This window comes from Legionella maceachernii (assembly GCF_900167045.1).
GTDB classification, from domain to species: domain Bacteria; phylum Pseudomonadota; class Gammaproteobacteria; order Legionellales; family Legionellaceae; genus Tatlockia; species Tatlockia maceachernii.
In genome coordinates this window covers 28389-50679 of sequence record NZ_FUXJ01000006.1, presented here as the reverse complement: position 1 = coordinate 50679, position 22291 = coordinate 28389, and the positions used below count along the sequence as shown (strand labels likewise).

The window sequence follows — 22291 nt, the reverse complement described above, 5'->3', positions numbered from 1 at the left end:
AATATGGCTTCAATTGAATTTAATAACGTTAGTGTCGATTTCCCTATTTATAACACAAATAGCCGGTCACTCAAGAAGCGTCTTATGCAGGTTGCTACCGGTGGGCAATTAGGTGCCACGGAGCAGGGCGTTGTGGTTGTACGTGCTTTAGAAAATCTGAATTTTTCGCTTAAAGACGGCGATAGAGTTGGGCTAATTGGCCATAATGGTGCAGGGAAAAGCACGCTGCTGCGGTTGCTCAGTGGTGTTTATGAACCTTCTTACGGAACCGTTCAAACAAAGGGTGAGATCGGCTCACTGATTGATATTTCCTTGGGTATCGATTCCGAGGCTACGGGTAGAGAAAACATCTATGTACGAGGTGGCCTTCTTGGAATGACAAGAAACGAGATAAAAAAGCACTTGGATAACATCGTGGAGTTTTCCGAGTTGGGTAACTTTATTGATGTACCTGTTCGTACTTATTCTACAGGTATGCATTTACGTTTAGCTTTCGCGGTATCAACCATTCTCCGCCCCGAGATTCTTGTGATGGATGAATGGCTATCCGTGGGGGATGAAAATTTTAAACGTAAGGCGGAAAAAAGAATGACAGAGGTTGTCCAGTCTACCAATATTCTCATTATTGCTAGCCACTCTCCTGAGCTGATACTGAACACATGCAACAGAGTGATATGGTTGGAACATGGGAAAATCAAAATGGATGGTGAGGCTCATTCTGTTGTAAATGCTTATTTTGCCGCCTAATTACCAAAAGCAAGCTCAAGTTTTACCGTTGGATTAAGTGCGTTGCTAGGCAAAAAGACAGGTGTTTATATTCAAAAATGAGATGCGTGTGCCCTGATCCTCAACATCGAATCATACAAAAGAACTGCTATTCGTGATATAATATTTAATTCGATTGACCATTAGGCAAAGAGGGTCCTCATGAGTGTTGACGCGAGTTATGATTCGTCGAACATCAAAGTGTTGAAAGGCTTAGACGCGGTTAGAAAGCGTCCGGGTATGTACATTGGTGACACCGATGATGGCACTGGCTTGCATCATATGGTTTTCGAGGTAGTAGACAATTCCATCGATGAGGCGTTAGCGGGGTATTGTCACGAAATTTCAGTTATCATTCATGCCGACGAATCAATAACGGTTAAAGATGATGGCCGAGGAATACCGGTAGATATTCATAAAGAAGAAGGCCGCTCCGCTGCAGAAGTCATCATGACAATTTTGCACGCAGGAGGAAAATTTGATGATAATTCCTATAAAGTATCAGGCGGATTACACGGTGTAGGTGTATCTGTTGTTAATGCGCTTTCCGAAGAACTACACCTCACCATTCGTCGCAATGGTAAAGTACACGAGCAACACTATCGTCACGGCGTCCCTGATTCACCCTTAGCGGTAACCGGAGAGGCGGACACAACAGGAACTCAAGTCTGGTTTAAACCCAGTCCAGCTACCTTCAGTAACATTGAGTTTCACTACGATATTCTTGCGAAACGACTACGCGAATTGTCCTTTCTAAATTCAGGTGTTCGTATCCATTTGTATGACGAGCGTACTCAAAAGCAAGATACATTTTGCTATGAAGGGGGTATTAAGGCGTTTGTTGAACACTTAAACCGCAATAAAACCCCTATCATGCCGGTTGTTTTTTCACTTAGCGGTGAAAAAGACAACATTAGTGTGGAATTGTCCCTGCAGTGGAATGATTCGTTTCAAGAAACCATTTTTTGTTTCACCAATAACATTCCTCAGCGCGATGGCGGAACCCACTTAGCAGGTTTTAGAGCAGCATTGACCCGAACTCTTAATTCTTATATTGAAAATGAGGGTTATGCGAAAAAGGCAAAAATCACCACGACGGGGGACGATGCACGGGAAGGCCTTACTGCTGTATTGTCAGTAAAAGTTCCGGATCCGAAGTTTTCCTCACAAACGAAAGATAAGCTCGTCTCTTCGGAAGTGAAAGCGGCAGTAGAATCGTTAGTTTCAGAAAAATTGAATGATTTCTTATTAGAAAATCCCAGTATTGCCAAATCGATTGTTGGAAAAATCATTGACGCTGCTCGCGCTAGAGAGGCTGCTCGCAAAGCAAGAGAAATGACGCGGCGTAAAGGTGCGCTGGATATTGCAGGTTTACCTGGAAAACTGGCTGACTGCCAAGAGAAAGACCCTGCTCTCTCTGAACTCTATATCGTCGAGGGTGATTCAGCGGGAGGCTCGGCAAAACAAGGACGAGATCGAAAGTTTCAAGCGATATTGCCACTTAAGGGTAAAATTCTCAATGTCGAGAAAGCTCGCTTTGATAAGATGCTTTCCTCGCAAGAAGTGGCTACGCTAATAACTGCACTGGGTTGTGGTATCGGGCCTGATGAATACGATCCGGATAAGACGCGCTATCACCGCATCATCATCATGACTGATGCTGACGTAGACGGTTCGCATATTCGCACTTTATTACTTACCTTTTTCTATCGACAAACACCTGAGCTTATCGAGAGAGGGTATATCTATATTGCTCAGCCGCCATTGTATAAAGTGAAGCGAGGTAAACAAGAGCAGTATGTCAAAGATGACGAAGCGCTTTTTGAATACTTAACTCAAAATGCAATAGATAGTGCAGAATTTTTCCCAGCGAAAGGGGCGCCTGCGATTGCTTCAGTGGCATTGGAAGAGTTAGTGAAGCAGTATCGACGCGTTGAGAAAATAATAAAGCGTCATACCAGACGCTATGATGGAGAAATTCTCCGAAGAATTGGTTACTTGCCTCAACTGCAAAGCGAAGATTTTAAAAAACAAGACGTGATGAGCAATTGGGTAAAGCAATTGCATCTTAGTCTGCAGCAATTGGACAATAAAAACCTACACTATCACGTGGATATTGTGCATAACAAAGAAAATGATACCTATCTTCCTCGCGCATTGATTAAGCAGCATGGTTCGGAGCATTACATTTCCTTGAATGCCGAATTTTTCCTGTCAAAAGATTATAAAGAGCTATGCCATCTGGGCGCGAAATTATCAACTCTTCTCGATGAGGGAGCAATGGTAAAACGCGGTGAGAAAACCCAACCCGTTGAATCTTTTGAGCAAGCACTGGATTGGCTCATGGAAGAGGCAAAACGAGGTCAAACCATTCAACGTTATAAAGGTCTCGGAGAAATGAATCCTGAGCAACTGTGGGAAACCACGATGGATCCAGAAGTGAGACGCATGTTACAAGTGAGTATAGAAGATGCTGTTGCAGCAGACGAGATATTCACAACGCTCATGGGCGATAACGTGGAGCCTCGAAGAGACTTTATTGAAAGCAATGCGTTGGAGGCGGAAAACATCGATGTTTGATTGCTCTTACTTGTGTGAGGGGTTATCAAAAAAGGCACCCGTATATAGGTTGAAGCCGATATACGGGAATTTCGAAGAAAGAACTTCTATTTGCCATCGAATTAAAAACCGCATCCTTGCGGCGGAGCACGTCCATTGTGCTTGTCCCTTAATTTGACATCCTGTCAGACAATCCGTGTCATCCTTCTATTGTTTAAGTATATCTGTTCTAAGCCAATTGTCATTGAAGGAATTGATGCCCAATACGTAAGAGATTTCTCAAATGAATGATGGCATTGTCTCGTTATTGGGCTATGGAGCCTGAACAAGAGAAAGAAAAGAAGAGAGATAAGTAGGCATGAGGTAGCGTTTATTGATTTTGATCCTAACGCTGACAAGCTATTAATCATTTTGTTTGCATATGATACTACTATAGTTACTAAAGAAATGTCATGAGAAATAACGAAAGTATAAAAATTTTCTATAAAGACTTTCAGTTGTAATTTATGTAAAAAAAATAGGCTTAAGGCATAAAGTTTTCCATTTACACGCCGATTACACTAATGAAAGCAGTTGCCTGAATAAAATAATAATAAGGAGTAGGCAATGATTAAAAATCATCTCTTACAAGATCCCTTTCTCAACGAATTACGCAAAGAAAAGATCCCGGTATCCGTGTTTTTGGTCAATGGTATCAAATTACACGGTGTAGTTGATGCCTTTGATCAATATGTAGTAATGTTAAAAAATTCCGTCACGCAAATGGTCTACAAACACGCCATTTCGACGGTAGTACCCTCACGGATGGTTAAGCTGCCCACTGGTGAGGACGAAGGAAATATGGCAGACTAACACCATTCTTGTTAATGGAAATGCCGTCTTGTTTGAACGTCCACAAAGTGGCGAGCGCGCCATCTTAGTCCAATTGGCGCTTCCTGGTGTCGATGCAGAAAAAGCATTGGCTGAGTTTAAGGAGTTGGCTCTATCTGCACAAGCTGAGGTTGTGGCTTGTGTGCTTGGGGCTCGCGCCACACCGGAAGCGAAGTATTACGTGGGTGCTGGTAAGGCGGAAGAGATCCAACAACTTGTTTCGGAACATGCTGCGGAACTGGTTTTGGTCAACCATGAATTATCCCCTTCGCAAGAGCGAAATCTGGAGCGGTTGCTCCAATGCCGAGTAGTGGACCGAAGTGGTCTAATTCTTGATATTTTTGCGCAACGAGCCAGAACGTTTGAAGGAAAATTACAAGTCGAATTGGCACAATTGCAACATATTTCTACTCGTCTTATCCGTGGCTGGACTCACTTAGAACGTCAAAAAGGCGGAATTGGTCTAAGAGGCCCAGGTGAAACTCAGCTAGAAACGGATCGACGCTTGGTGCGTGAGCGAATTAAATCCATCAATAAGCGGTTAGAGAAAGTAAGAAGAAACCGCGATCAAAATCGCCGTGCGCGACAAAAAGCAGCATTACCCACTGTATCGCTTGTGGGTTATACTAACGCGGGTAAATCCACGCTATTTAATACCTTAACGGGCGAGCAAATTTATGTTGCGGATCAATTATTTGCGACATTAGATCCCACCATGCGCAAAATAGAATTGCCCGGTGCTGCCACAGCAATTTTGGTAGATACCGTTGGTTTTATTCGCGATTTGCCCCATCAACTGATTGAAGCTTTTCGTGCAACGCTGGAAGAAACAAAAGAAGCTGATTTATTGTTACATGTTATTGATATTGCTGATCCACATTGGCGTGATATGGCTTTTGCTGTGCAACAAGTATTAACCGAAATTGGGGTGATCGATATACCTACCATTCAAGTGTTCAATAAAATTGATTTACAGGAGGAGTGGCATCCCAAAATCGATCAACAAGAAGACGCTTGCAAAGTGTGGGTCTCGGCTAAAAGCGGAGCCGGGCTTGATTTATTGCGTGAGGCCATTGCTATTCAACTTCAGGGCAAAATTCATGAAGAAGTACTATTTATAAAGCCATCAGAAGCAAAACTGCGCGCAAAACTTTATCAATTAGACGCGGTCCTTCAGGAAACTCCTGCGGATGAAGGTGGATGGTATTTAAAAATTAAATTAACTCAGACGCAGCGCAAGCGCCTATTTACTGAAATGAAAATAGAAAGCTAAAACACCAAATCATGGATAAGGCTTGGTATCAGCCTTATCCAGAAACACAGTTAAAGTTTAGAAAAAGTAATTTACGGCAATTGCGCCTGTGGTGAATTTGGAAGCATGCGGTCCAGTCACTGAAAACCAAATCCCACCAATAATTCCCAAAGAAGAGGTGAAATTAAACTCGACAGCGGGTGCTAAAGAAACGGAGTCTCCACCGGGTCCTCCGATACTGGCAAGAGTACCGCTGGGCGTAAATCCTGGATTACCGCTAAAACCAGTATTTGAACTGTGAATATAAAGGACCTCGAAGACTGGAACCCAGTGTTGGGTGAGTGCATATTCAAATGCGATATCAGTAGAATAAATGTTTCCAGGGCGAACACTCCCTTCTGTCGACTCTACTCCTCCGAAGGCGCTCACACCTTCGATTCTCGAGCTACTTGGAAATGCAGCGACAAGACTTAAACGGCCACGGAGGTAGTGTTGGTTATGAAGCTCCCACAGTTTTTGGAAGTTAAAGCCTATGGATGTGATGTAGGAGCCTATTCCTGTCTGATCTGATCCTAATTTTCTTTGATCCAAGCCTTCAAATCTTCCTGTTGGAAAAATCTCTTGAATGGCAACTCGAAGATCAGGAATCCAGCTTTTTTCTTTTTGCCTCAATAGTTGAATGCCTAAAGCTAAACTATAATCGCCAATTTCAGTGGAGTGTTGATTTTGAATCCAGCTGTAATCATAAGGTAGTGCGGTTTGTAAGTCTAAAAAATCAGTAAGACCAGCAGTTAAAATAGGAATAATTTCGATGTTTTTAAAATCCCCTGGATAAGTCGTGTAAAAAGCATAAGGTTCGAAATTAAAATGACCTGCTGGAATCGTTTTGCCAGCAGGAGCAAGCAAAGGTCCTGTCCACCATGGTCCAGCGATTGCAACATTGGTAAAGAGTAATAAGATTAAAACTCGCAAATACATAATGTAGCCGGTTTTGATTGGAAAATAGCATTTTAAACTTTTTTTATATTTATGGAATTGATTTTGCAACAATTTGCAGTAAATCTTTCCTATTCATAACAATGACTTTCAAAAAAAGACAGGCGGTATTATCGTTGCTTGAAATAGGACAAAGACGTTAACTATTGGAGCGAATTGCCCGATTTAAGCTCTCTACAGTTTGATTACCATATAAAGCATCGCGTAGTTTACCTTCAGGGCTAAAAACAAACGTTGCCGGTACACCTCGTATATCTCCTAGTTTAAGCTCTCGGGCGGGATTATATTGCAAGCTTGGGTAGCTAATATTGTATTTCCTAATTAAAGCAAGTTGGTGAGATAAAGGAAGAGAATCATAATTCACTGCAAATAAAGCGACTTTGTCACTACTCTTTTTATAAAAACGGTTTAATTCAGCAATTTCATCGAGGCATGGCTGGCACCAGCTAGCCCAGTAATTAATAAGAACCCATTTGCCTTTCAAGCTATCAAAAGGGATGCGATGCCCGCTTGTGTCTTTTAAGATGACGCTCGAGCAATTTCCAGGGTTTGCAGTGAAGAGAACAACAAAAAGTGAAAGAATGAAAGGGATGCAACGCATTCAGTAACTCCATAGGTCAAGATAAGGCCATTCTAACATAGGAAATACCTGTAAAGTGATTACTGGTTAAAAAAGCATCAAATGATCGCACTGTGCTAGGCAAATTACCCATTTTTCATCTATCCTAGACTTACTCTTTCGAATAGGTATAGAGCAATGCGCACAATCCATGTTGAGCAGCAATTAATAGGGACTCTAATCCGAGAAGGTGCTGGAGTAAAACTGATGCGCTATATTGGCGCTGACCGTAAAAATCCCTTTGAACCGATTCTCTTGTTTGACTTTTTCGATAGTGATAATGAGATGGATTATATCGCTGGCTTTCCCTCTCACCCTCATCGTGGCTTCGAGACGATTACTTATCTTTTAACAGGTCAAATCGCTCATCAAGATAATCAAGGCCATCAAGGTGTAATTGGTCCTGGCGATGTGCAGTGGATGACTGCCGGCCGAGGAATAATTCATTCCGAAATGCCACAGAAAAATAACGAAGGCATTACCGGTCTTCAATTATGGCTGAATTTGCCTGCTGTGGATAAATGGACAAAACCCCGTTATCAAGAATATACTGCGTCACAATTGCCTGTGGAGAATCATGAGTCGGGGATTCGAATCAAAGTCATTGCCGGTAAAACAGATCAAGGAATCCAATCCCCAATCGCTGGGATTGCTACTGAACCGCTTTTTCTCGATATTCGTTTACCGAAGCAGCAAATATTCGAACAACGTATCGCTAAAAATCATCAATCCATGGTTTTTGTGGTATCGGGCGAAATCATGATTCAGGGGGAAACAGTTAAATCACGTCACTTGGCTATACTAAGCCCTGGTGAGTCTTTAAACCTACAAGGTCTTGCACATGATTCACACTGCTTGCTCATTACCGCTAAAAAATTGAAGGAACCAATTGCCAGGCTTGGTCCCTTTGTTATGAACACTGAAGAAGAGGTGAGGCAAGCGGTAGAGGATTTTCATAACAACCGCTTTTAATCAAGGAGAAATCAATGACTAAGGTATTAGTTTTATATTATTCCAGCTATGGCCACATAGAAGCGATGGCAGAAGAGGTTGTCAAAGGGGTTTCTGAAGTCGACGGCGTGATAGCGACATTAAAGCGCGTACCGGAAACTATGCCAGAGGACATTGCAAAAAAAGCGGGCGTTAAATTAAATCAAAAAGCAGAAATTGCTGTGCCTAAAGAGCTTGCCAATTATGATGCCATTATTTTCGGGACACCAACTCGTTTTGGGAATATGGCAGCGCAAATGCGAAATTTTCTTGATCAAACAGGTAGTATGTGGATGAATGGCGAGTTAATTGGCAAAATTGGTAGTGTCTTTTGTTCCACAGGAACAGGAGGTGGCAATGAGTCCACGATTCTCTCCTTTTGGAATACCTTAATTCATCATGGCATGATTTTAGTCGGTGTTCCCTATGCTGAAAAAGGGCTGACGAATACCACTGAATTACACGGTGGTTCGCCTTATGGGGCTGGTACCATTGCTGGCTCTGATGGAAGTCGTACACCAAGCGCCCTTGAACGGCAAATAGCACGCTACCAAGGTAAACATGTGGCACAAATAGCAAAGCGCCTCTTCGTATGAGGTACATATTGGACTAATTTAAAAAGATTAAGCCATTTGAAATAGAAAACAAATGAAGTTATATTTCAATAAACGAGCTTTTTGTGATAAATTTGAACACATTGTTATTTGCTTGACAGAGCAAACAATGTATAATACTCCCTTTTCTTTATACCCAAGTATTCAAAATAAGCACTTGATTAGAATTGCTCGTACTTAAGGATACAAGAGATCGATATGGGTTTAAGTTGCAACTAGGTCTTTAGCAGGGGCGCGATGGCAATTACTTTCTTGATTTATGCAATAGTGATCTTAAGTGTAATCTGTGTAGTGGCCATGTTTTATCGACTTAAGTATCAGCCTTCTGTGCAGTTATCGTTTTTAGATTATGTCAAACTGAGCATAAGCGGAATTTTGGCTTTTATTGCAGACACCTTAGGCATAGGTAGTTTTGCAGTGAACGTTGCTTTAGCAAAACTACTGGGCACTTTTCCTGATGATGAATTACCGGCAGTGAATAATGGTGCCCAGGTTATTCCAGGTACTTTCGAATCATTCTTTTTCATGCAATTAATTGATGTGGATTTAGGTACCCTAATCACTTTGGTGACTGGAACTTGTTTAGGTGGTTTAATCGGTGGAGCTGTTGTCAGTCGTTTAAGTAAGCAGGCAATTCGTTTAGCAATGATGTGTTGTTTTGCAGTAATAATTGGCTTGTTAATTTGTCATCAATTGCGTGTGATGCCTGTTGGTGGCGATCTGGTGGAATTGCATTCTTGGAGGCTTGTTGTTGGATTTTTCGCGATGATTGTTTGTGGGGCTTTAACTTCTGTTGGCATCGGTTTATTTGTGATGGTTCAAGCGGTCTTATTTCTCATGAATGTATCTCCGGTTGTGGCGTTTCCTATTATGACTACTGCTGGCGCCATGCAGCAACCTCTTACCACTTTGGTTTTTGTGCAACAAAATAAAATCCCATTGAAAAAAACCCTTATTTTAAGCGTTGCAGGTTGCATCGGTGTTTTCATTACGTTGCCTCTTTTCACACATATCACTGTTACTTGGTTGCATTCTTTATTGCTTTGTATTTTAATTTACAACCTTTTTGCTATCAGCCGTGCGTATTTTCGTTCTAGGTCAAGGCGTTATGAGCAGGCGACCACTTCCTCTCTTGCTGTTTAAATAGCAGTTTTTCCTGTTTTCTCACTAGCTGCTTTGGCAAAATGCTAAAATTAAAAAATACTGTGTTTTTGCTTAAGTTACGCTAATGTTAGCAATTTTTTTATAGGCCAATAAATGGAAGAATTAAAAAGTAAATCGCAAAAAAAACGTGATGCCGAGGCGCTAAGAAAAATGGGCGTTAAATTGATTGATTTAAATTTGACAAAACTAGATGCTTTGCCATTACCTCCTAATTTACGGCAAGCCATTATCGATGCAAAATCAATTAAAAGTCATGGTGCTATAAGGCGTCAGTCTCAACTGATTGGTAAGCTTATGCGCGCTGCCGACAGCGAGGCGATTTTAAAAGCCTATGAGGCTATTTTGGCTGAAGACAATGCGCAAACAGCGGTGTTTCATGAGGTAGAGCAGTGGCGTGATAAATTAATTCATGGAGGAAAAGAAGCCCTCACAGCCTTTATTGCGCAATACCCGCAAGATGATATCCAACAGCTTCGCCAGTTAGTTAAAAAGGCTATGGACGAACAAGGCAGTGACAAGCACACAGGGGCAGCTAAAGCTCTCTTTCGCTACGTGAGGGCTTGTTTATCATGAATTATTCTCTTTTTATCAGTTGTCCTAAGGGACTGGAGTACCTTTTAGAGGAAGAAATGCGGACTTTAGGACTTCATGTGACCCGTGTTAATCCACAAGGGGTTTATGGCGAGGCCGACTTAGCAACCCTCTATCATCTTTGCTTATGGACGCGATTGGCTAATCGTATTCAACTTATTTTGTTTAGCGGAGAAGCCCATAACGAGCAAACGCTTTATAAATTGTGCAATCAATTCCCTTGGCAGACTGTTTTTACACCGGATAAAACGTTGGCAATCGAATTTCATGGTTCATCAACGCATATTCGCAATTCAATGTTTGGTGCACAAGTCGTGAAAGATGGCATCGTTGATCATTTTCGCCAATTTAAAGGGACGCGGCCTACCGTGGATCGAGGAAGGCCAGAAATCCGATTACATGCTTATTTAAAAGATGATAATGTGACGGTGAGTTTAGATTTGACCGGTTATAGTTTGCATCAACGCGGTTACCGCACCCAAGCAGGTGAAGCGCCATTAAAGGAAAATATCGCAGCAGCCATGTTATTGCGTGCAAAATGGCCACAGCTTGCAGCCGCAGGTTACGCTTTACATGATCCATTCTGTGGTGCTGGAACCTTGGTGATAGAGGCCGCAATGATGGCAGCGCACATTGCGCCAGGATTACTGCGTCATGATCAAGCACTTGTTCATTGGGTGCAACACCAATCTTCTTTATGGGAAAAAATAAGGGCACATGCGTTAGAACAAGTAAAGCCAACGCCTGTTAAATTGCGCGGAACGGACAATAATCTTAAACTGATTAAAATTGCTCATGCCAATGCCGAACGTGCCGGTGTGTTGCCGCTAGTGGAATTTTCCACATTAGCGGTTAAAGACTGCAGGCCAACCCATGTTAAGGGACTTGTCATTTGCAATCCGCCTTACGGAGAGCGCTTAGGCGATGCGACTCAACTTGTTCCCCTCTATCAGCAGTTAGGGAATACACTTCATGCTCATTATCAAGGCTGGCAAGCCGCGGTCTTAACGTCTAACTCAATGCTTGCCAAAGCGCTGGGTTTACGCGCAGGCAAACAGTACACTTTGTTTAATGGGGCCTTGGAATGTAAGTTATATTGCCTAACCCTTAGCACAGAGAATCTTTTCAAAGGAAAAGAAGCGGGCGCTTTATCCTCAGGGGCGCAAATGCTTGCTAATCGACTAAGAAAAAACATTAACCATTTGCAAAAATGGGTGAAAAAAAACCATATTAGCTGTTATCGGGTTTATGATGCCGATCTTCCTGAATATGCTTTTGCAATTGACATTTATAATGATCATGCCGTCTTGCAAGAATATGCACCACCCGCAAGCATCCCCTCTCACAAAGCCGAAAAGCGCAGTTTAGAGGTGATTCAAGCAGTACCCAGTGCTTTAGGTGTCTCGCCTGACAATCTGGTAGTCAAACAACGAAAACAGCAAAAAGGCAGCAATCAATATCAAAAAATGAAGCACACTAAACGCACCATGACAGTCGTTGAAGGGCAAGCAAAACTAAAAGTGAATTTGTATGATTATCTAGATACAGGCTTGTTTTTAGATCATAGACCAATGCGAATGCGCTTTTCTCAGTTAGCGCCTGGTACCCGTTTTCTTAATTGCTTTTGCTATACGGCCACCGCAAGTGTGCATGCCGCTTTAGTTGGGGCAATCACTACCAACGTGGACTTATCAAAAACTTATTTAAGTTGGGCTGAAGAAAATTTCCAGCTTAATCATCTTGATCGATCAAGGCATCAATTTATTCATTTTGATTGTATTGAATGGCTAAAAAAAACTCGGGATCACTTTGATGTCATCTTCTTAGATCCCCCGACCTTCTCTAATTCAAAACGAATGACACACACATTGGATGTGCAGCGCGATCACGTGTCATTAATTGGTTTAGCCATGCGAATTTTAAATCCAGAGGGTATTTTGTATTTTTCCACCAATTTGAGACAGTTTAAGCTATCTCCAGAAGTGAATGAAAAGTATAAAGTAAAGGACATTACTGCTGAAACAATCGACCCCGATTTCAAAAGAAGCAAACACATTCATCATTGCTTTATGATCACCGCATAGCCCTGCTTTGTCTTGAGCCGGGCTACAGGGACAGGTTTATTAAAGTTGCGTATCCGTATCTGTTTCTTCTGTGGATTCTTGAGTCTCGAGGGGCCCTGATAGCTCAGCTTCTCCATGAATTTGCGCTTTTAAATCTTGCATGCGGCCACTTAGGAAAAAAACCTCCGCGGTTAAAAACATGGGTGCAATCAGTGCTTGCCAGAGATTGTCTGTGAATGCAGGGCGATTCCCTTCCATAAGGTGGCCTATTAATTGTATGGCCCAACCTAGCACAAAAGTCACTATAAAAATCCAGAGTGCTGTACTCGTGGGCCCATAGTAGCTCACCAGATGTGCAAACCAAAGCAAGATAATGAAAACACCAGTAAGGACTAAGGCTAAGCGCCAATTAAGGTAATAGTAATAAAGGAGTAATATCAGGGTTGCTATGCCGGCAAGAGTAATATCCAATACCCCTGGGATAACCAAATGGATAAACCCTAAAAGAACCATGAGGGAAAAAACAACCAAAGGCACCCCGACTAAATGGGTGTAGCAGGTAATTGGTTTCTGATGGTAAGTCCCGTAAAATCGCGCTTGCTCAATAAAAGAGTTCATTTTAGTCATCCTAAAAAGGTTCATTTAAAAAGTAGCATAATTTTGGTTAAATTAATATTTTAGCGCTTTTTGACGAAGGTAAATATCGGTTAACTTTGCCTCTATTTAATAAGGGCTATTCATTCAAATAGGCACTCTACTCCAAACCATGTCGCCATTCCTGCGAGCGTCATGAGTACGGAACCTGTTAAGTGAAGCGCAATTTCCCCTAGAAACATACCGTAGCGCCCTTCTTGTAATAAAGTCACAATCTCTGCCGAAAATGTGGAGAAAGTGGTTAATCCCCCACAAAAACCAGTAATGATAAACAAGCGCCATTCTGATCCAATGTAGGGGAGATAGGCAAAAAAAGCAATTGCTAAACCGATGATGTACCCACCCAGCAGGTTTGCAGCGAGGGTTCCTGGTGGTATTGCAGGGAATAAATGATTAAGCTTAAGCCCAAGAAACCAGCGAAATAAGGCTCCTAAAGCCGCGCCTAGCGCAATAGCAACGAACGATTTCCACATGATGGCCTTAAAACGGAAATGGCTAATCTATTCAAGAAAATTGCTATAGAAGTTATAACTTCTTGAAGAAATAAACAATATTACCCACGAGTTCTTTCTCTAATCAATGTATATCAATAGCCCGAAAAGCTTATTATTGATTCTTTTTGTTTAAATTGTTATCATTGATGGCCTTTAGTTATTGGGATGAACTATGAATTACTTCAAATTATTAATTGTCGGAATGGCCTTATTTTTCACCAATCAGATTCTTGCTGCCGAGGAGCTTAGTCTGAGAGAAAAAATTGGCCAAATGTTAATTATCGGATTTGAAGGCAAACGAATAGATGATAATTCACCCATTATTAAGGCAGTTAATGACGATAACATTGGCGGCGTTATTTTATTTGATTATAACTACCGCACTCAACGTTTTGATAAAAACATTGAAAATCCTGAGCAAGTAAGAAAATTAAATCATGATTTACAAGAAGCGAATAGACGCGCAAACCAAACCCATCATCGTTTGCAACTGCCTTTACTGATTTCGGTGGATTATGAAGGAGGAGCAGTTAATCGATTAAAAACGGAATATGGATTCCCTGAAACCTATCCCGCAGCACAAATCGGTAAGATGGGAGTGGGTAAAGCGGAAAGATTGGCTGATACGATGGGAAAAACGTTGGAAGAGGCGGGGTTTAATTTAAATTTTGCGCCCGATCTTGATGTGAATGTTAATCCAGATAATCCAATAATTGGCAAACAAGATCGCAGTTTTTCTGCTGATCCCAATGAGGTAGCGGGTTTTTCGAGTATTTATTCTCGCTATTTTCTTCAGCATAAAGCCCAATGTGCATTTAAACATTTCCCAGGTCACGGGAGCTCCAACGCGGATTCGCATCGTGATTTTGTCGATGTGACCAATAGCTGGCAGGAGTCCGAATTAGAGCCCTTTAAATTGCTTTTGGGTAGAAGTGATAGCTGCAATATGGTCATGACAGCGCACATTGTCAATCAGCGACTCGATGAGTCAGGATTACCGGCTACTTTATCGTATAAAATATTAACAGGGCTTTTGCGGCAACAACTGCAATTTGACGGTGTCATTGTTACTGACGACATGCAAATGAAAGCGATTAGCGAGCATTACGGTTTAGAGCAGGCTCTGACTTTAGCGATAAACGCAGGTGCTGATATGTTTATTTTTGGTAACCAGTTATCTGAACAGCCGCAGGATTCCAAAGAGGTTATTGACATCATCGAAGCAAAAGTAAAGTCAGGTGAAATCAGTCAAAGCCGCATCGATGATGCTTATCGTCATATTAAAGCGTTTAAGCGTTCTTTGTTAGCGATGTCTTAGTAATCCACTGTAAAATATCGTGGATCATAACGATAGCAATACCACAAAAATTTTTTATTGTTTTGCACGATGTTAATTCGCAATAAATCGAGTGGTGTAAGCTGTGGTTGTTGATTGAGAAAACAAACCCTGTTGTCACCACTAACGTTAACAAAATGAAAGTTGTGACTTGGTACGTAAGTATTAGGAAAAGTGTAATAATCTGCTTCTGGCATTAAGACGACAGGCCTTCCGGTAAGAAGAATTTTATCAGCAAAGCATGAAAAGCTAATTGCCATTAAAACCAAATAGATGAGTTTAGCTAGCAGTCCCTTCATCGCATTCTCCAACCGTACTTGTTTCTAACATTATAGACGCTTAGTTAGGACCTTTGGTGATTTACTTATCAAAATTTCTACCGGCAGAGTAGGGGGCCTCTTGAGCTTAGGGATGGGCGATTTCATTGTAACGAAAACAGGACAGAAGATGATCATTCACTATCCCCACTGACTGCATGAAAGCATAGCATGTGGTTGGTCCCATGAAGACAAAACCGTCTTTTTTTAATTGCTTGGCCATGGCAGTGGATTCTGTGGTAATTGCCGGAATTTCGCTTAATGCGTTGCGTTTGTTTTGTATAATTTTTCCATCGGTGAATTGCCAAAAATAATCCACGATATTTTCATGCTCAGCAATGCGCAAAAAACTTTGAGCATTGGTTTTGACCGATTTTATCTTTAAACGGTTGCGAATAATTGCTTCATTGCTTAATAAAACTTGTATCTCTTCGTCAGTGAGGCGCGCTAATTTTTCTGGAGAAAAAGAATAAAAAGCGTGGCGCATGGCTTCTCGTTTTCTTAAAACAGTGAGCCAGCTTAAGCCGGCTTGCATGCTTTCTAACACAATCATCTCAAATAATTTGGGAGGGTTTCTAACAGGAACCCCCCACTCTTCATCGTGATAGGCCGTATAAAGCGGATCTTTAGTACACCACGCACACCGTTGCATAAAATCAAATTCCTTCACTAATGATCTGGTTTACTTCCGATCTCGAAATTAATGTATTGTATAAAAGAATTGTTTGATTTTAAGCGGAGCATTTCCTGTGTCAGTGTAAACAGCCACAGCGGCAAATTCTCCATTGATGTCATAATCACAAAACCAATAATCTTCAACACGGAGGGGAGTGGGATTACCCATTAAGCTAGGAAGTTGTTTATTTCCTTCGGCTATTGCTTCAGTTTTGGAATTAGAAGCAAAAAGACCTACCGCAAAGAACCAGGGCTCATTAGTGTCATATTCACTGACATGATAAGCATAATAGACTCTGGGAAACAGCTCCATTGCCATTGACACACCTTCCATTTTGATTGCATTAGCGCTTGGGCATTTTTTCGGCGCTGCAAAAGAAGAACATGTAATAATGATGGCACTTATCAAGCAGAATAATTTAGACTTTAATGTCATATAGGTCGCTCCTTTGATTGAAAAACTTCGCCAGACTAGCAATGCTGATTCTTTTATGCAAGAACAATTTTGTTGTCCAATAGGTGGGCTAGAAAAAGTCAAAACTCCATTTACCCAGCATAAAAAGTACATTGCCTGAGTGTGAACCTCCAGGAATGTAAGTGGCTGCGATAGAGACTTTATTAAAATTTATTGACACCCAAGGAATAGCTCCTGGGAACGGAATTCCGTGCAATATATCTGGGCGAGCAGTAACTAAGACAGAATATCCCACACCAAAACGCACTTGCTCACTTAAACTCATTACTTTGAGAAAGGCGTAGCCTATAGCTGGTTCGACATTTTTGTGCGAATCTAAAAAAGCAATGGCAAAGAGCCCTCGCCAATTACCGCGCCCGTCAAATAAACCTTTTCCTAACCCCCCACCCCATGCTTGCTCATTAAATCTTTTTATTCTCGTTTTCGGATAAACAAAGCGGTTATGCCAAGCGTAACCGCTAAGATAAAGTTCATTATTTCCCTCTGTCCAAATTTGATAGAGGCGGTGACAGACTGGTTGTATCCAGGCAGGCCAATTTGAGCAGGCTATAGAGTTATGAGCAAGCGCGGTGTGTAAAAAAAAGAATAGTAGACAGCCCGGTATTTTTTTCATGCGATGTTCGATAAAACTAGGTTTCTACCTAGCCGCTTTAATGTTAAAGTTTTAATGTGTCTTTGCAAAAATTGGCTTTTATTTTGCAGGGCATATAGCAAATTTACTCTTTCTTGTAGGCATACTAACATGGACTTGTTTCGCAAAAAAGCGGTCAATGATTCCCTTGATACCGAAAGTGGTTTAGCGCACTGTTTATCTGCATTTGACTTAATTTTTCTAGGTGTGGGTGCGATTATTGGTGCTGGTATTTTTGTATTAACAGGGATTGTGGCTGCAACCCAAGCGGGTCCAGCAATTATTTTATCTTATGTCGTAGCAGGATTTGCCTGTGCTTTTGCTGCGTTGTCCTATGCCGAGTTGGCTGCAAGCGTCGGTGGTTGTGGGAGTGCTTATGGTTATGCTTATGCTGGTTTTGGGGAGTTGATTGCATGGATAGTGGGTTGGGATTTATTGCTTGAATATTCGATTTCGGTTTCGGCGGTCTCCGTCGGGTGGAGCGGCTACTTCAATGATTTTTTACATGCAATTAGGCTAAAATTGCATCCTGCCTTGCTTCATGGCTTAGGAGATGGCGGCATTTTCAATTTCTCTGCTTTTTTTGTCATTCTTTTTTTAGCGATGTTACTCATTTATGGTGTTAAATCGAGTTCGCGCTTTAATAATTTCATCGTGCTTGTCAAGTTGACGGTCATTTGTATCTTTATTGCTATAGCTGTGACAGAGGTTAAGGAGCAAAATTGGACACCGTTCATGCCTTTTGGTTGGAAAGGGGTAATCGAAGGCGCCTCTTTAATCTTTTTTGCTTACATTGGATTTGATGCGGTTTCCACTGCTGCCGAAGAAGCCATTAAGCCGCAACGCGATGTGCCGATAGGCATTATTGGCTCATTACTTATTTGTACCATTTTATACATCATCGTTTCTGGCTTACTGACGGGTATAGTCCCTTACTACACTTTGAACCAATCTTCACCCATTTCGCATGTTTTACTCACGTTGGGGTATAAGATAGCGGCTGCACTGGTAGGCATAGGTGCAATAGCCGGTTTAACAACGGTAATGCTCGTTTTGTTTTATGGATTGAGTCGCATTTTTTTAGCCATGGCCCGCGATGGTTTGCTCCCTGAATTTTTTTCGGTTGTTAACCCCTACACCAAAACGCCCATACGCATTATCATAGTGAGTGGTTTAGTCATGGCTTTATTATCGGCATTAATACCCATGCATGATTTGGCTGAGTTAGTGAATATCGGAACGCTTTTCGCGTTTATCACGGTTTGCACGGGCGTTATTATCTTGCGCTATACTCATCCGGAATTACCTCGCCCTTTTAAAACGCCATTCATGCCAATTATTCCCGTCTTAGGCATCCTAAGTTGTGCCTACCTCATTTTTCATCTACCATGGGTTACAATGATGCGTTTTATCATTTGGATGGTGGCTGGGATGCTCATTTATTGGTTTTACGGGCGTTTCAACAGTAAACTGAATAAAAAAGAACAAAAAGGTGCGTAAACAAACTGGAATTGTGGAGTTACTCAAAGAGCTCATTAAAACTCATGAAGATGAGGTTTCTGTCTCGTACGGTGAATTAATAAAATCAATTGGGGCGCAGGCTTATGGTTTAATCATTATCTTATTTGCCTTGCCCAGCGCCCTACCTATATCCGTAGTGCCTGGTTTTTCTTTCATTTTTGGTTTGCCCATTGTTTTTATTGCGCTTCACATCATTGCTGCAAAACCCAGTTTGTGGTTACCGAAGGTACTCGCCAATCGTACAGTTGAAACACAAAAGTTGAAAAAAGTGGTGGATAAAACGTTACCTTATTTATCCTTAATCGAACACCTGCTAAAACCGCGTTGGTCATTTTTTACTTCACCACTCATGGAGCGCTTACATGGAGTTGTGTTATTGGGATTAAGCCTTTTACTTTTGCTCCCTATTCCATTCAGTAATTTTATTTTTGCTTTTCTAATCATCTTATTTGGTTTAGGGCTTTCTGAGAATGATGGCCTCATACTCGTCTTGGCTTATATTGGGTCATTTATCTATGCTGTGTTTTTAACAAGTTTAACGCGAGAGTTATTTCGATTATTTGCGGGTAGTTAGAAAAACGTCAGCATAATTGCTGCGGCGATGATGCCTGCAGCAGGAATAGTGAGTAACCACGAAAGAAATATTCGTCTCAAAATGGGCCAATGGGCTCCATTAATCCCGTTTTGAAGGCCGACCCCTGCAATTGATCCAGTGACCGTATGAGTGGTTGACACAGGAATGCCGCATTCAGTGGCAGCAAAAATCATTATTGCAGCACCCGTTTCAGCGGCACAACCTCGCATAGGATTTAATTCGGTGATTTTACTGCCCATGGTATGCACTATTCGCCATCCGCCAGCGAGTGTGCCTAGGCTAATAACAACCTGACAAGAAATAATCACCCAAAAAGGGACATAAAAAGTATCTCCCAGCAAAGAAGAGGAGAACAGTAGAACAGCAATGATTCCCATGGTCTTCTGTGCATCGTTACCTCCATGCGTCAGACTTAATAGAGCGGAAGAGGCAAGTTGAAACCACCTAAATAGTTTATTAACAGCGGGCTCAGAATATTTTTTTAAGAGGAGGCCAGTTAAAAAAGTCAACAAAAATCCAATGATTAGACCAACTGCAGGAGAAACAAAAATACCAATGGCGACTTTAATAAAGCCTGCAGGTTTAAGTGCGGCTATACCGCCTTTAGCGATAGCGGCACCAGCAAGCCCGCCAATCAATGCGTGGGATGAACTGGAAGGTAGCCCATAATACCAGGTGACCAAATTCCAAAAAATTGCCCCGACTAAAGCAGCAAAGATAAGCTGTGCATCGGTAATGGTTGTATCAATCAATCCACTGCCAATGGTTTGAGCAACCATCAAACTAAAAAACATGAATGCAATTAGGTTAAAAAATGCAGCCCATAATACGGCTTGACGCGGCGTTAAAACTTTTGTGGTGACAATGGTGGCTATGGAGTTGGCGGCATCATGGAAGCCATTAATAAAATCAAAAAAGAAGGCGATAAAAATGACGAAAACAACAAATGAAGTGCCAGTCCCCATGGTGGTGTCCTTACAAAGACAAAATAATCGCCTTCAGTCAAATATATCAACTAAAGGCCACTTTTCGCTTTCGGTTTAATCCTTACTTGCCTAATTCGGGCTCCTTGGATATGTTCAATAGTAGCAGAAAAATCAGGAAAGCTAATTGTTTCACCCTCTTTGGGTACAGCGCCCAGTTTATGCAAAATTAAACCCGCGATGGTAGTTACCTCTTCTTCTTCATCAACAGGTAAAATTAACTCACGTTGCAAGGCGCGCTCAAGCGCATATAAAGGGCAATCGCCTTTTACAGTTAAGCTACCATCCTCATTGGCTATCCAGGCTTCCTGAGTCTTATGAAACTCGTCCTTAATAACACCAATGACTAAGTGCAATAAATTATCGAGGGTTACAAAACCAACAATAGCATTTTGTCGTCCATAAACTAAAGCAAAATGTGGCATTCCTTCCTGAAATTGACGTAACAAGGTTAATACGGGTAGTCTGTAGGAGATTTTGGGCACTGGCCTTAATATTCCTTCGAGAGAAATTTCCCTTTTATCTTCTACGTCAAGTAAGAGCGGTTGCAAATCCTTAACGTGCAAAATACCAATGATGTGTTTTTGGGTTTTATCATAAACGGGATAGCGGCTGTAATGATAACGGTTTAATGTGTCCATTAATGCTTTGCTCGAAATAGGGTTATTGAGCATGACCATGTCATCATAAGAACGCATGATGTCACTGACATCAAGATCCGCTAGCTCAAGTGTATGGGCAAGGATACTGCTTTCTTGTTGAGTTAATTCTCCGTGAAGCTGGCTGGAGCGTAAGATCAGTTTAATTTCCTCACTGGAGTGGTATTGTTCTCCTGGATGGATTACATCTAACCCTAAACTTTTGAGCAAAAGGTTCGAACACGAATTAAGAAGCCAAATTACAGGGTACATGAGCCAATAGAAAAAATACAATGGAATCGCGGTCCATATAGAGATTTGCTCGCTTTGACGAATCGCCAATGATTTTGGCATCAATTCACCTACTACAATATGCAAAAACGATAAAAACGAAAACGCGACGACAAAACTGGTAAATTCAATCAGACCTGGTTTAGTGAGTCCTATCCAGGAGAAAATTGGGCTAAGCAAGCGAGCAAAAGCGGGTTCACCAATCCAGCCAAGGCCGAGAGAAGCGAGTGTAATACCAAGCTGACAAGCGGATAAATAAGCATCAAGGCTATGATGCACTTTAGCTAAGATGTTTCCACGCCAAGGGTAGGCGTCTTTAATCATCGCTACGCGAGTGTGGCGCAATTTTACCATACCAAATTCAGCCGCAACGAAAAAAGCATTGAGCAGAACCAAAACGATGGCTATGAGAATAAGCAGTAAATTGGTCATAGATGATAACTTGAGTAGGTCATCAATTTAGACACCCTGCTCATTAACTTTTTAATAAATAAGGGAAGTTCAGCAGCGCCAGCCTCTTTAGCTACATCGGCATGATGGGCCTCATCTTCATGCATTTGCTCAAGAACCGCTTTTGATTTTTCATCCTGAAGGGGCAGTTTTTGTAAATGGTTTCGCAAATGCTCGGTGACTTGCCTCTCGGTCTCTGCCACAAAACCTAGACTCCAGCGATCCCCTGCTATGCCCGCTAAGCTGCCAATAATAAAGGAGCCTAAGTACCAAATGGGGTTTAAGAGACTAGGTTGACTGCCTAATTCGAGTAATCGTTCCTCACACCAAGCTAAATGGTCGATTTCCTCAGCGGCAGCTTCATCCATCTGCGTTTTGACATGAGCAAGCTGTGCTGTGAGTGCTTGTCCTTGATATAAAGCTTGTGCGCAGACTTCACCCGCATGATTTACCCGCATTAACCCAGCCACATGCCGCCTTTCTTGCGAATTTAAGTGGGACTCAGGTAGGTTTTCAGCGGGCGATTTTCGCAGGGAAATTCGATGCGCAGGAGGGGCTAGAGTCCGTAAAGCAGCATCAATTTCGCAAAGGATACTTTCAAAAAGATTTAAGCTGCGCATGGCGATCTCGAGCGTTTAGGGTTATTAATATTAGCGTAGCTGATTTATACCCAAAACTCAGTATTTGAAGTAGGTTGAGTATATTTTATTTTCAGACTTAACCATTTTATTAAAAACCGCGCTGATTA

Annotated in this window: 23 protein-coding genes; 12 read left to right on the top strand and 11 right to left on the bottom strand. The window is 41.7% G+C overall.

Translation table 11 applies throughout. The features are described from left to right. Positions 1–3 precede the first annotated feature (3 nt). The 4 genes from B5D33_RS06090 to hflX all read left to right on the top strand — a co-directional run bounded on the left by B5D33_RS06090 (position 4) and on the right by hflX (position 5467). A complete protein-coding gene (locus B5D33_RS06090; RefSeq protein ID WP_058453814.1) occupies positions 4–747 on the top strand; it encodes an ABC transporter ATP-binding protein in 744 nt (247 codons plus the stop codon). A 180-nt stretch (positions 748–927) separates the two neighbouring features. Next, complete coding sequence (gyrB, locus tag B5D33_RS06085) at positions 928–3345, top strand: DNA topoisomerase (ATP-hydrolyzing) subunit B (RefSeq protein WP_058453619.1); 2418 nt, start codon at positions 928–930, stop codon at positions 3343–3345. A 585-nt stretch (positions 3346–3930) separates the two neighbouring features. Beyond that, the gene (gene hfq / locus B5D33_RS06080; protein WP_058453618.1) at positions 3931–4176 is read left to right on the top strand and encodes an RNA chaperone Hfq; all 246 of its coding nucleotides are present in this window, start codon (positions 3931–3933) and stop codon (positions 4174–4176) included. 28 nt (positions 4177–4204) lie between these two features. Further along, positions 4205–5467, top strand: a complete 1263-nt coding sequence (gene hflX / locus B5D33_RS06075; protein WP_058453617.1) for a ribosome rescue GTPase HflX — start codon at positions 4205–4207, stop codon at positions 5465–5467. A gap of 57 nt (positions 5468–5524) precedes the next feature. On the opposite strand, the gene B5D33_RS06070 is transcribed toward hflX, so the two are convergent. Further along, complete coding sequence (locus B5D33_RS06070) at positions 5525–6424, bottom strand: transporter family protein (RefSeq protein WP_058453813.1); 900 nt, start codon at positions 6422–6424, stop codon at positions 5525–5527. 157 nt (positions 6425–6581) lie between these two features. Continuing rightward, positions 6582–7043 carry a TlpA family protein disulfide reductase gene (locus B5D33_RS06065; RefSeq protein WP_058453616.1) on the bottom strand — a complete coding sequence of 154 codons (462 nt, stop codon included), beginning with the start codon at positions 7041–7043 and terminating at the stop codon, positions 6582–6584. 156 nt (positions 7044–7199) lie between these two features. Between B5D33_RS06065 and B5D33_RS06060 the strand changes: the two genes are divergently transcribed. The 5 genes from B5D33_RS06060 to rlmKL all read left to right on the top strand — a co-directional run bounded on the left by B5D33_RS06060 (position 7200) and on the right by rlmKL (position 12504). Beyond that, positions 7200–8033, top strand: a complete 834-nt coding sequence (locus B5D33_RS06060) for a pirin family protein (RefSeq protein WP_058453615.1) — start codon at positions 7200–7202, stop codon at positions 8031–8033. 14 nt (positions 8034–8047) lie between these two features. Then, complete coding sequence (gene wrbA / locus B5D33_RS06055; protein WP_058453614.1) at positions 8048–8647, top strand: NAD(P)H:quinone oxidoreductase; 600 nt, start codon at positions 8048–8050, stop codon at positions 8645–8647. A gap of 255 nt (positions 8648–8902) precedes the next feature. Next, entirely contained in the window at positions 8903–9808 is a 906-nt protein-coding gene (locus B5D33_RS06050; RefSeq protein WP_058453613.1) for a sulfite exporter TauE/SafE family protein, read from the top strand. A gap of 114 nt (positions 9809–9922) precedes the next feature. Beyond that, the gene (yjgA, locus tag B5D33_RS06045) at positions 9923–10402 is read left to right on the top strand and encodes a ribosome biogenesis factor YjgA (RefSeq protein ID WP_058453612.1); all 480 of its coding nucleotides are present in this window, start codon (positions 9923–9925) and stop codon (positions 10400–10402) included. After that, positions 10399–12504 carry a bifunctional 23S rRNA (guanine(2069)-N(7))-methyltransferase RlmK/23S rRNA (guanine(2445)-N(2))-methyltransferase RlmL gene (gene rlmKL, locus B5D33_RS06040; RefSeq protein WP_058453611.1) on the top strand — a complete coding sequence of 702 codons (2106 nt, stop codon included), beginning with the start codon at positions 10399–10401 and terminating at the stop codon, positions 12502–12504. Before yjgA ends, rlmKL begins: the two co-directional genes overlap by 4 nt. A 39-nt stretch (positions 12505–12543) precedes the next feature. On the opposite strand, the gene B5D33_RS06035 is transcribed toward rlmKL, so the two are convergent. Both B5D33_RS06035 and crcB read right to left on the bottom strand, forming a co-directional pair. Further along, complete coding sequence (locus B5D33_RS06035; protein ID WP_058453610.1) at positions 12544–13101, bottom strand: Mpo1 family 2-hydroxy fatty acid dioxygenase; 558 nt, start codon at positions 13099–13101, stop codon at positions 12544–12546. Positions 13102–13220: 119 nt separating this feature from the next. Further along, the gene (crcB, locus tag B5D33_RS06030; protein ID WP_058453609.1) at positions 13221–13610 is read right to left on the bottom strand and encodes a fluoride efflux transporter CrcB; all 390 of its coding nucleotides are present in this window, start codon (positions 13608–13610) and stop codon (positions 13221–13223) included. 193 nt (positions 13611–13803) lie between these two features. Here crcB and B5D33_RS06025 point away from each other — a divergent pair, with 193 nt between their 5' ends. Continuing rightward, positions 13804–14949, top strand: coding sequence for a glycoside hydrolase family 3 protein (locus B5D33_RS06025; protein ID WP_058453608.1), 1146 nt, complete (start codon positions 13804–13806; stop codon positions 14947–14949). On the opposite strand, the gene B5D33_RS06020 is transcribed toward B5D33_RS06025, so the two are convergent. From B5D33_RS06020 to pagP, 4 genes are all read right to left on the bottom strand, one after another. Beyond that, a complete protein-coding gene (locus B5D33_RS06020; protein ID WP_058453607.1) occupies positions 14946–15266 on the bottom strand; it encodes a hypothetical protein in 321 nt (106 codons plus the stop codon). The genes B5D33_RS06025 and B5D33_RS06020 overlap by 4 nt on opposite strands. A 106-nt stretch (positions 15267–15372) precedes the next feature. After that, entirely contained in the window at positions 15373–15936 is a 564-nt protein-coding gene (locus B5D33_RS06015) for a DNA-3-methyladenine glycosylase I (protein WP_058453606.1), read from the bottom strand. 48 nt (positions 15937–15984) lie between these two features. After that, the gene (locus B5D33_RS06010) at positions 15985–16395 is read right to left on the bottom strand and encodes a DUF4949 domain-containing protein (protein WP_058453605.1); all 411 of its coding nucleotides are present in this window, start codon (positions 16393–16395) and stop codon (positions 15985–15987) included. An 88-nt stretch (positions 16396–16483) separates the two neighbouring features. Next, positions 16484–17047, bottom strand: a complete 564-nt coding sequence (gene pagP, locus B5D33_RS06005; protein ID WP_058453604.1) for a lipid IV(A) palmitoyltransferase PagP — start codon at positions 17045–17047, stop codon at positions 16484–16486. Positions 17048–17176: 129 nt separating this feature from the next. Between pagP and B5D33_RS06000 the strand changes: the two genes are divergently transcribed. Both B5D33_RS06000 and B5D33_RS05995 read left to right on the top strand, forming a co-directional pair. Then, the gene (locus B5D33_RS06000; RefSeq protein ID WP_058453603.1) at positions 17177–18565 is read left to right on the top strand and encodes an amino acid permease; all 1389 of its coding nucleotides are present in this window, start codon (positions 17177–17179) and stop codon (positions 18563–18565) included. Next, a complete protein-coding gene (locus B5D33_RS05995) occupies positions 18558–19160 on the top strand; it encodes an exopolysaccharide biosynthesis protein (protein ID WP_058453602.1) in 603 nt (200 codons plus the stop codon). The genes B5D33_RS06000 and B5D33_RS05995 overlap by 8 nt, the downstream gene beginning before the upstream one ends. Here the strand turns inward: B5D33_RS05995 and B5D33_RS05990 are convergent. The 3 genes from B5D33_RS05990 to coq7 are packed head-to-tail and all read right to left on the bottom strand — an operon-like array spanning position 19157 to position 22163. Then, a complete protein-coding gene (locus tag B5D33_RS05990) occupies positions 19157–20146 on the bottom strand; it encodes an inorganic phosphate transporter (RefSeq protein WP_058453601.1) in 990 nt (329 codons plus the stop codon). The two genes, B5D33_RS05995 and B5D33_RS05990, sit on opposite strands and share 4 nt — an antisense overlap. A gap of 50 nt (positions 20147–20196) precedes the next feature. Further along, the gene (locus B5D33_RS05985; protein WP_058453600.1) at positions 20197–21525 is read right to left on the bottom strand and encodes a hemolysin family protein; all 1329 of its coding nucleotides are present in this window, start codon (positions 21523–21525) and stop codon (positions 20197–20199) included. Continuing rightward, on the bottom strand, positions 21522–22163 hold the full coding sequence (gene coq7 / locus B5D33_RS05980) for a 2-polyprenyl-3-methyl-6-methoxy-1,4-benzoquinone monooxygenase (RefSeq protein WP_058453599.1): 642 nt from the start codon (positions 22161–22163) through the stop codon (positions 21522–21524). The genes B5D33_RS05985 and coq7 overlap by 4 nt, the downstream gene beginning before the upstream one ends. Positions 22164–22291 lie beyond the last annotated feature (128 nt).

Bases quoted from the DNA above. Each gene is read 5' to 3' on its own strand.
- B5D33_RS06090 (WP_058453814.1), top strand. From the start codon at position 4: ATGGCTTCAATTGAATTTAATAACGTTAGTGTCGATTTCCCTATTTAT.
- gyrB (WP_058453619.1), top strand. From the start codon at position 928: ATGAGTGTTGACGCGAGTTATGATTCGTCGAACATCAAAGTGTTGAAA.
- hfq (WP_058453618.1), top strand. From the start codon at position 3,931: ATGATTAAAAATCATCTCTTACAAGATCCCTTTCTCAACGAATTACGC.
- B5D33_RS06070 (WP_058453813.1), bottom strand. From the start codon at position 6,424: ATGTATTTGCGAGTTTTAATCTTATTACTCTTTACCAATGTTGCAATC.
- B5D33_RS06065 (WP_058453616.1), bottom strand. From the start codon at position 7,043: ATGCGTTGCATCCCTTTCATTCTTTCACTTTTTGTTGTTCTCTTCACT.
- B5D33_RS06060 (WP_058453615.1), top strand. From the start codon at position 7,200: ATGCGCACAATCCATGTTGAGCAGCAATTAATAGGGACTCTAATCCGA.
- wrbA (WP_058453614.1), top strand. From the start codon at position 8,048: ATGACTAAGGTATTAGTTTTATATTATTCCAGCTATGGCCACATAGAA.
- B5D33_RS06050 (WP_058453613.1), top strand. From the start codon at position 8,903: ATGGCAATTACTTTCTTGATTTATGCAATAGTGATCTTAAGTGTAATC.
- yjgA (WP_058453612.1), top strand. From the start codon at position 9,923: ATGGAAGAATTAAAAAGTAAATCGCAAAAAAAACGTGATGCCGAGGCG.
- rlmKL (WP_058453611.1), top strand. From the start codon at position 10,399: ATGAATTATTCTCTTTTTATCAGTTGTCCTAAGGGACTGGAGTACCTT.
- B5D33_RS06035 (WP_058453610.1), bottom strand. From the start codon at position 13,101: ATGAACTCTTTTATTGAGCAAGCGCGATTTTACGGGACTTACCATCAG.
- crcB (WP_058453609.1), bottom strand. From the start codon at position 13,610: ATGTGGAAATCGTTCGTTGCTATTGCGCTAGGCGCGGCTTTAGGAGCC.
- B5D33_RS06025 (WP_058453608.1), top strand. From the start codon at position 13,804: ATGAATTACTTCAAATTATTAATTGTCGGAATGGCCTTATTTTTCACC.
- B5D33_RS06020 (WP_058453607.1), bottom strand. From the start codon at position 15,266: ATGAAGGGACTGCTAGCTAAACTCATCTATTTGGTTTTAATGGCAATT.
- B5D33_RS06015 (WP_058453606.1), bottom strand. From the start codon at position 15,936: ATGCAACGGTGTGCGTGGTGTACTAAAGATCCGCTTTATACGGCCTAT.
- B5D33_RS06010 (WP_058453605.1), bottom strand. From the start codon at position 16,395: ATGACATTAAAGTCTAAATTATTCTGCTTGATAAGTGCCATCATTATT.
- pagP (WP_058453604.1), bottom strand. From the start codon at position 17,047: ATGAAAAAAATACCGGGCTGTCTACTATTCTTTTTTTTACACACCGCG.
- B5D33_RS06000 (WP_058453603.1), top strand. From the start codon at position 17,177: ATGGACTTGTTTCGCAAAAAAGCGGTCAATGATTCCCTTGATACCGAA.
- B5D33_RS05990 (WP_058453601.1), bottom strand. From the start codon at position 20,146: ATGGGGACTGGCACTTCATTTGTTGTTTTCGTCATTTTTATCGCCTTC.
- B5D33_RS05985 (WP_058453600.1), bottom strand. From the start codon at position 21,525: ATGACCAATTTACTGCTTATTCTCATAGCCATCGTTTTGGTTCTGCTC.
- coq7 (WP_058453599.1), bottom strand. From the start codon at position 22,163: ATGCGCAGCTTAAATCTTTTTGAAAGTATCCTTTGCGAAATTGATGCT.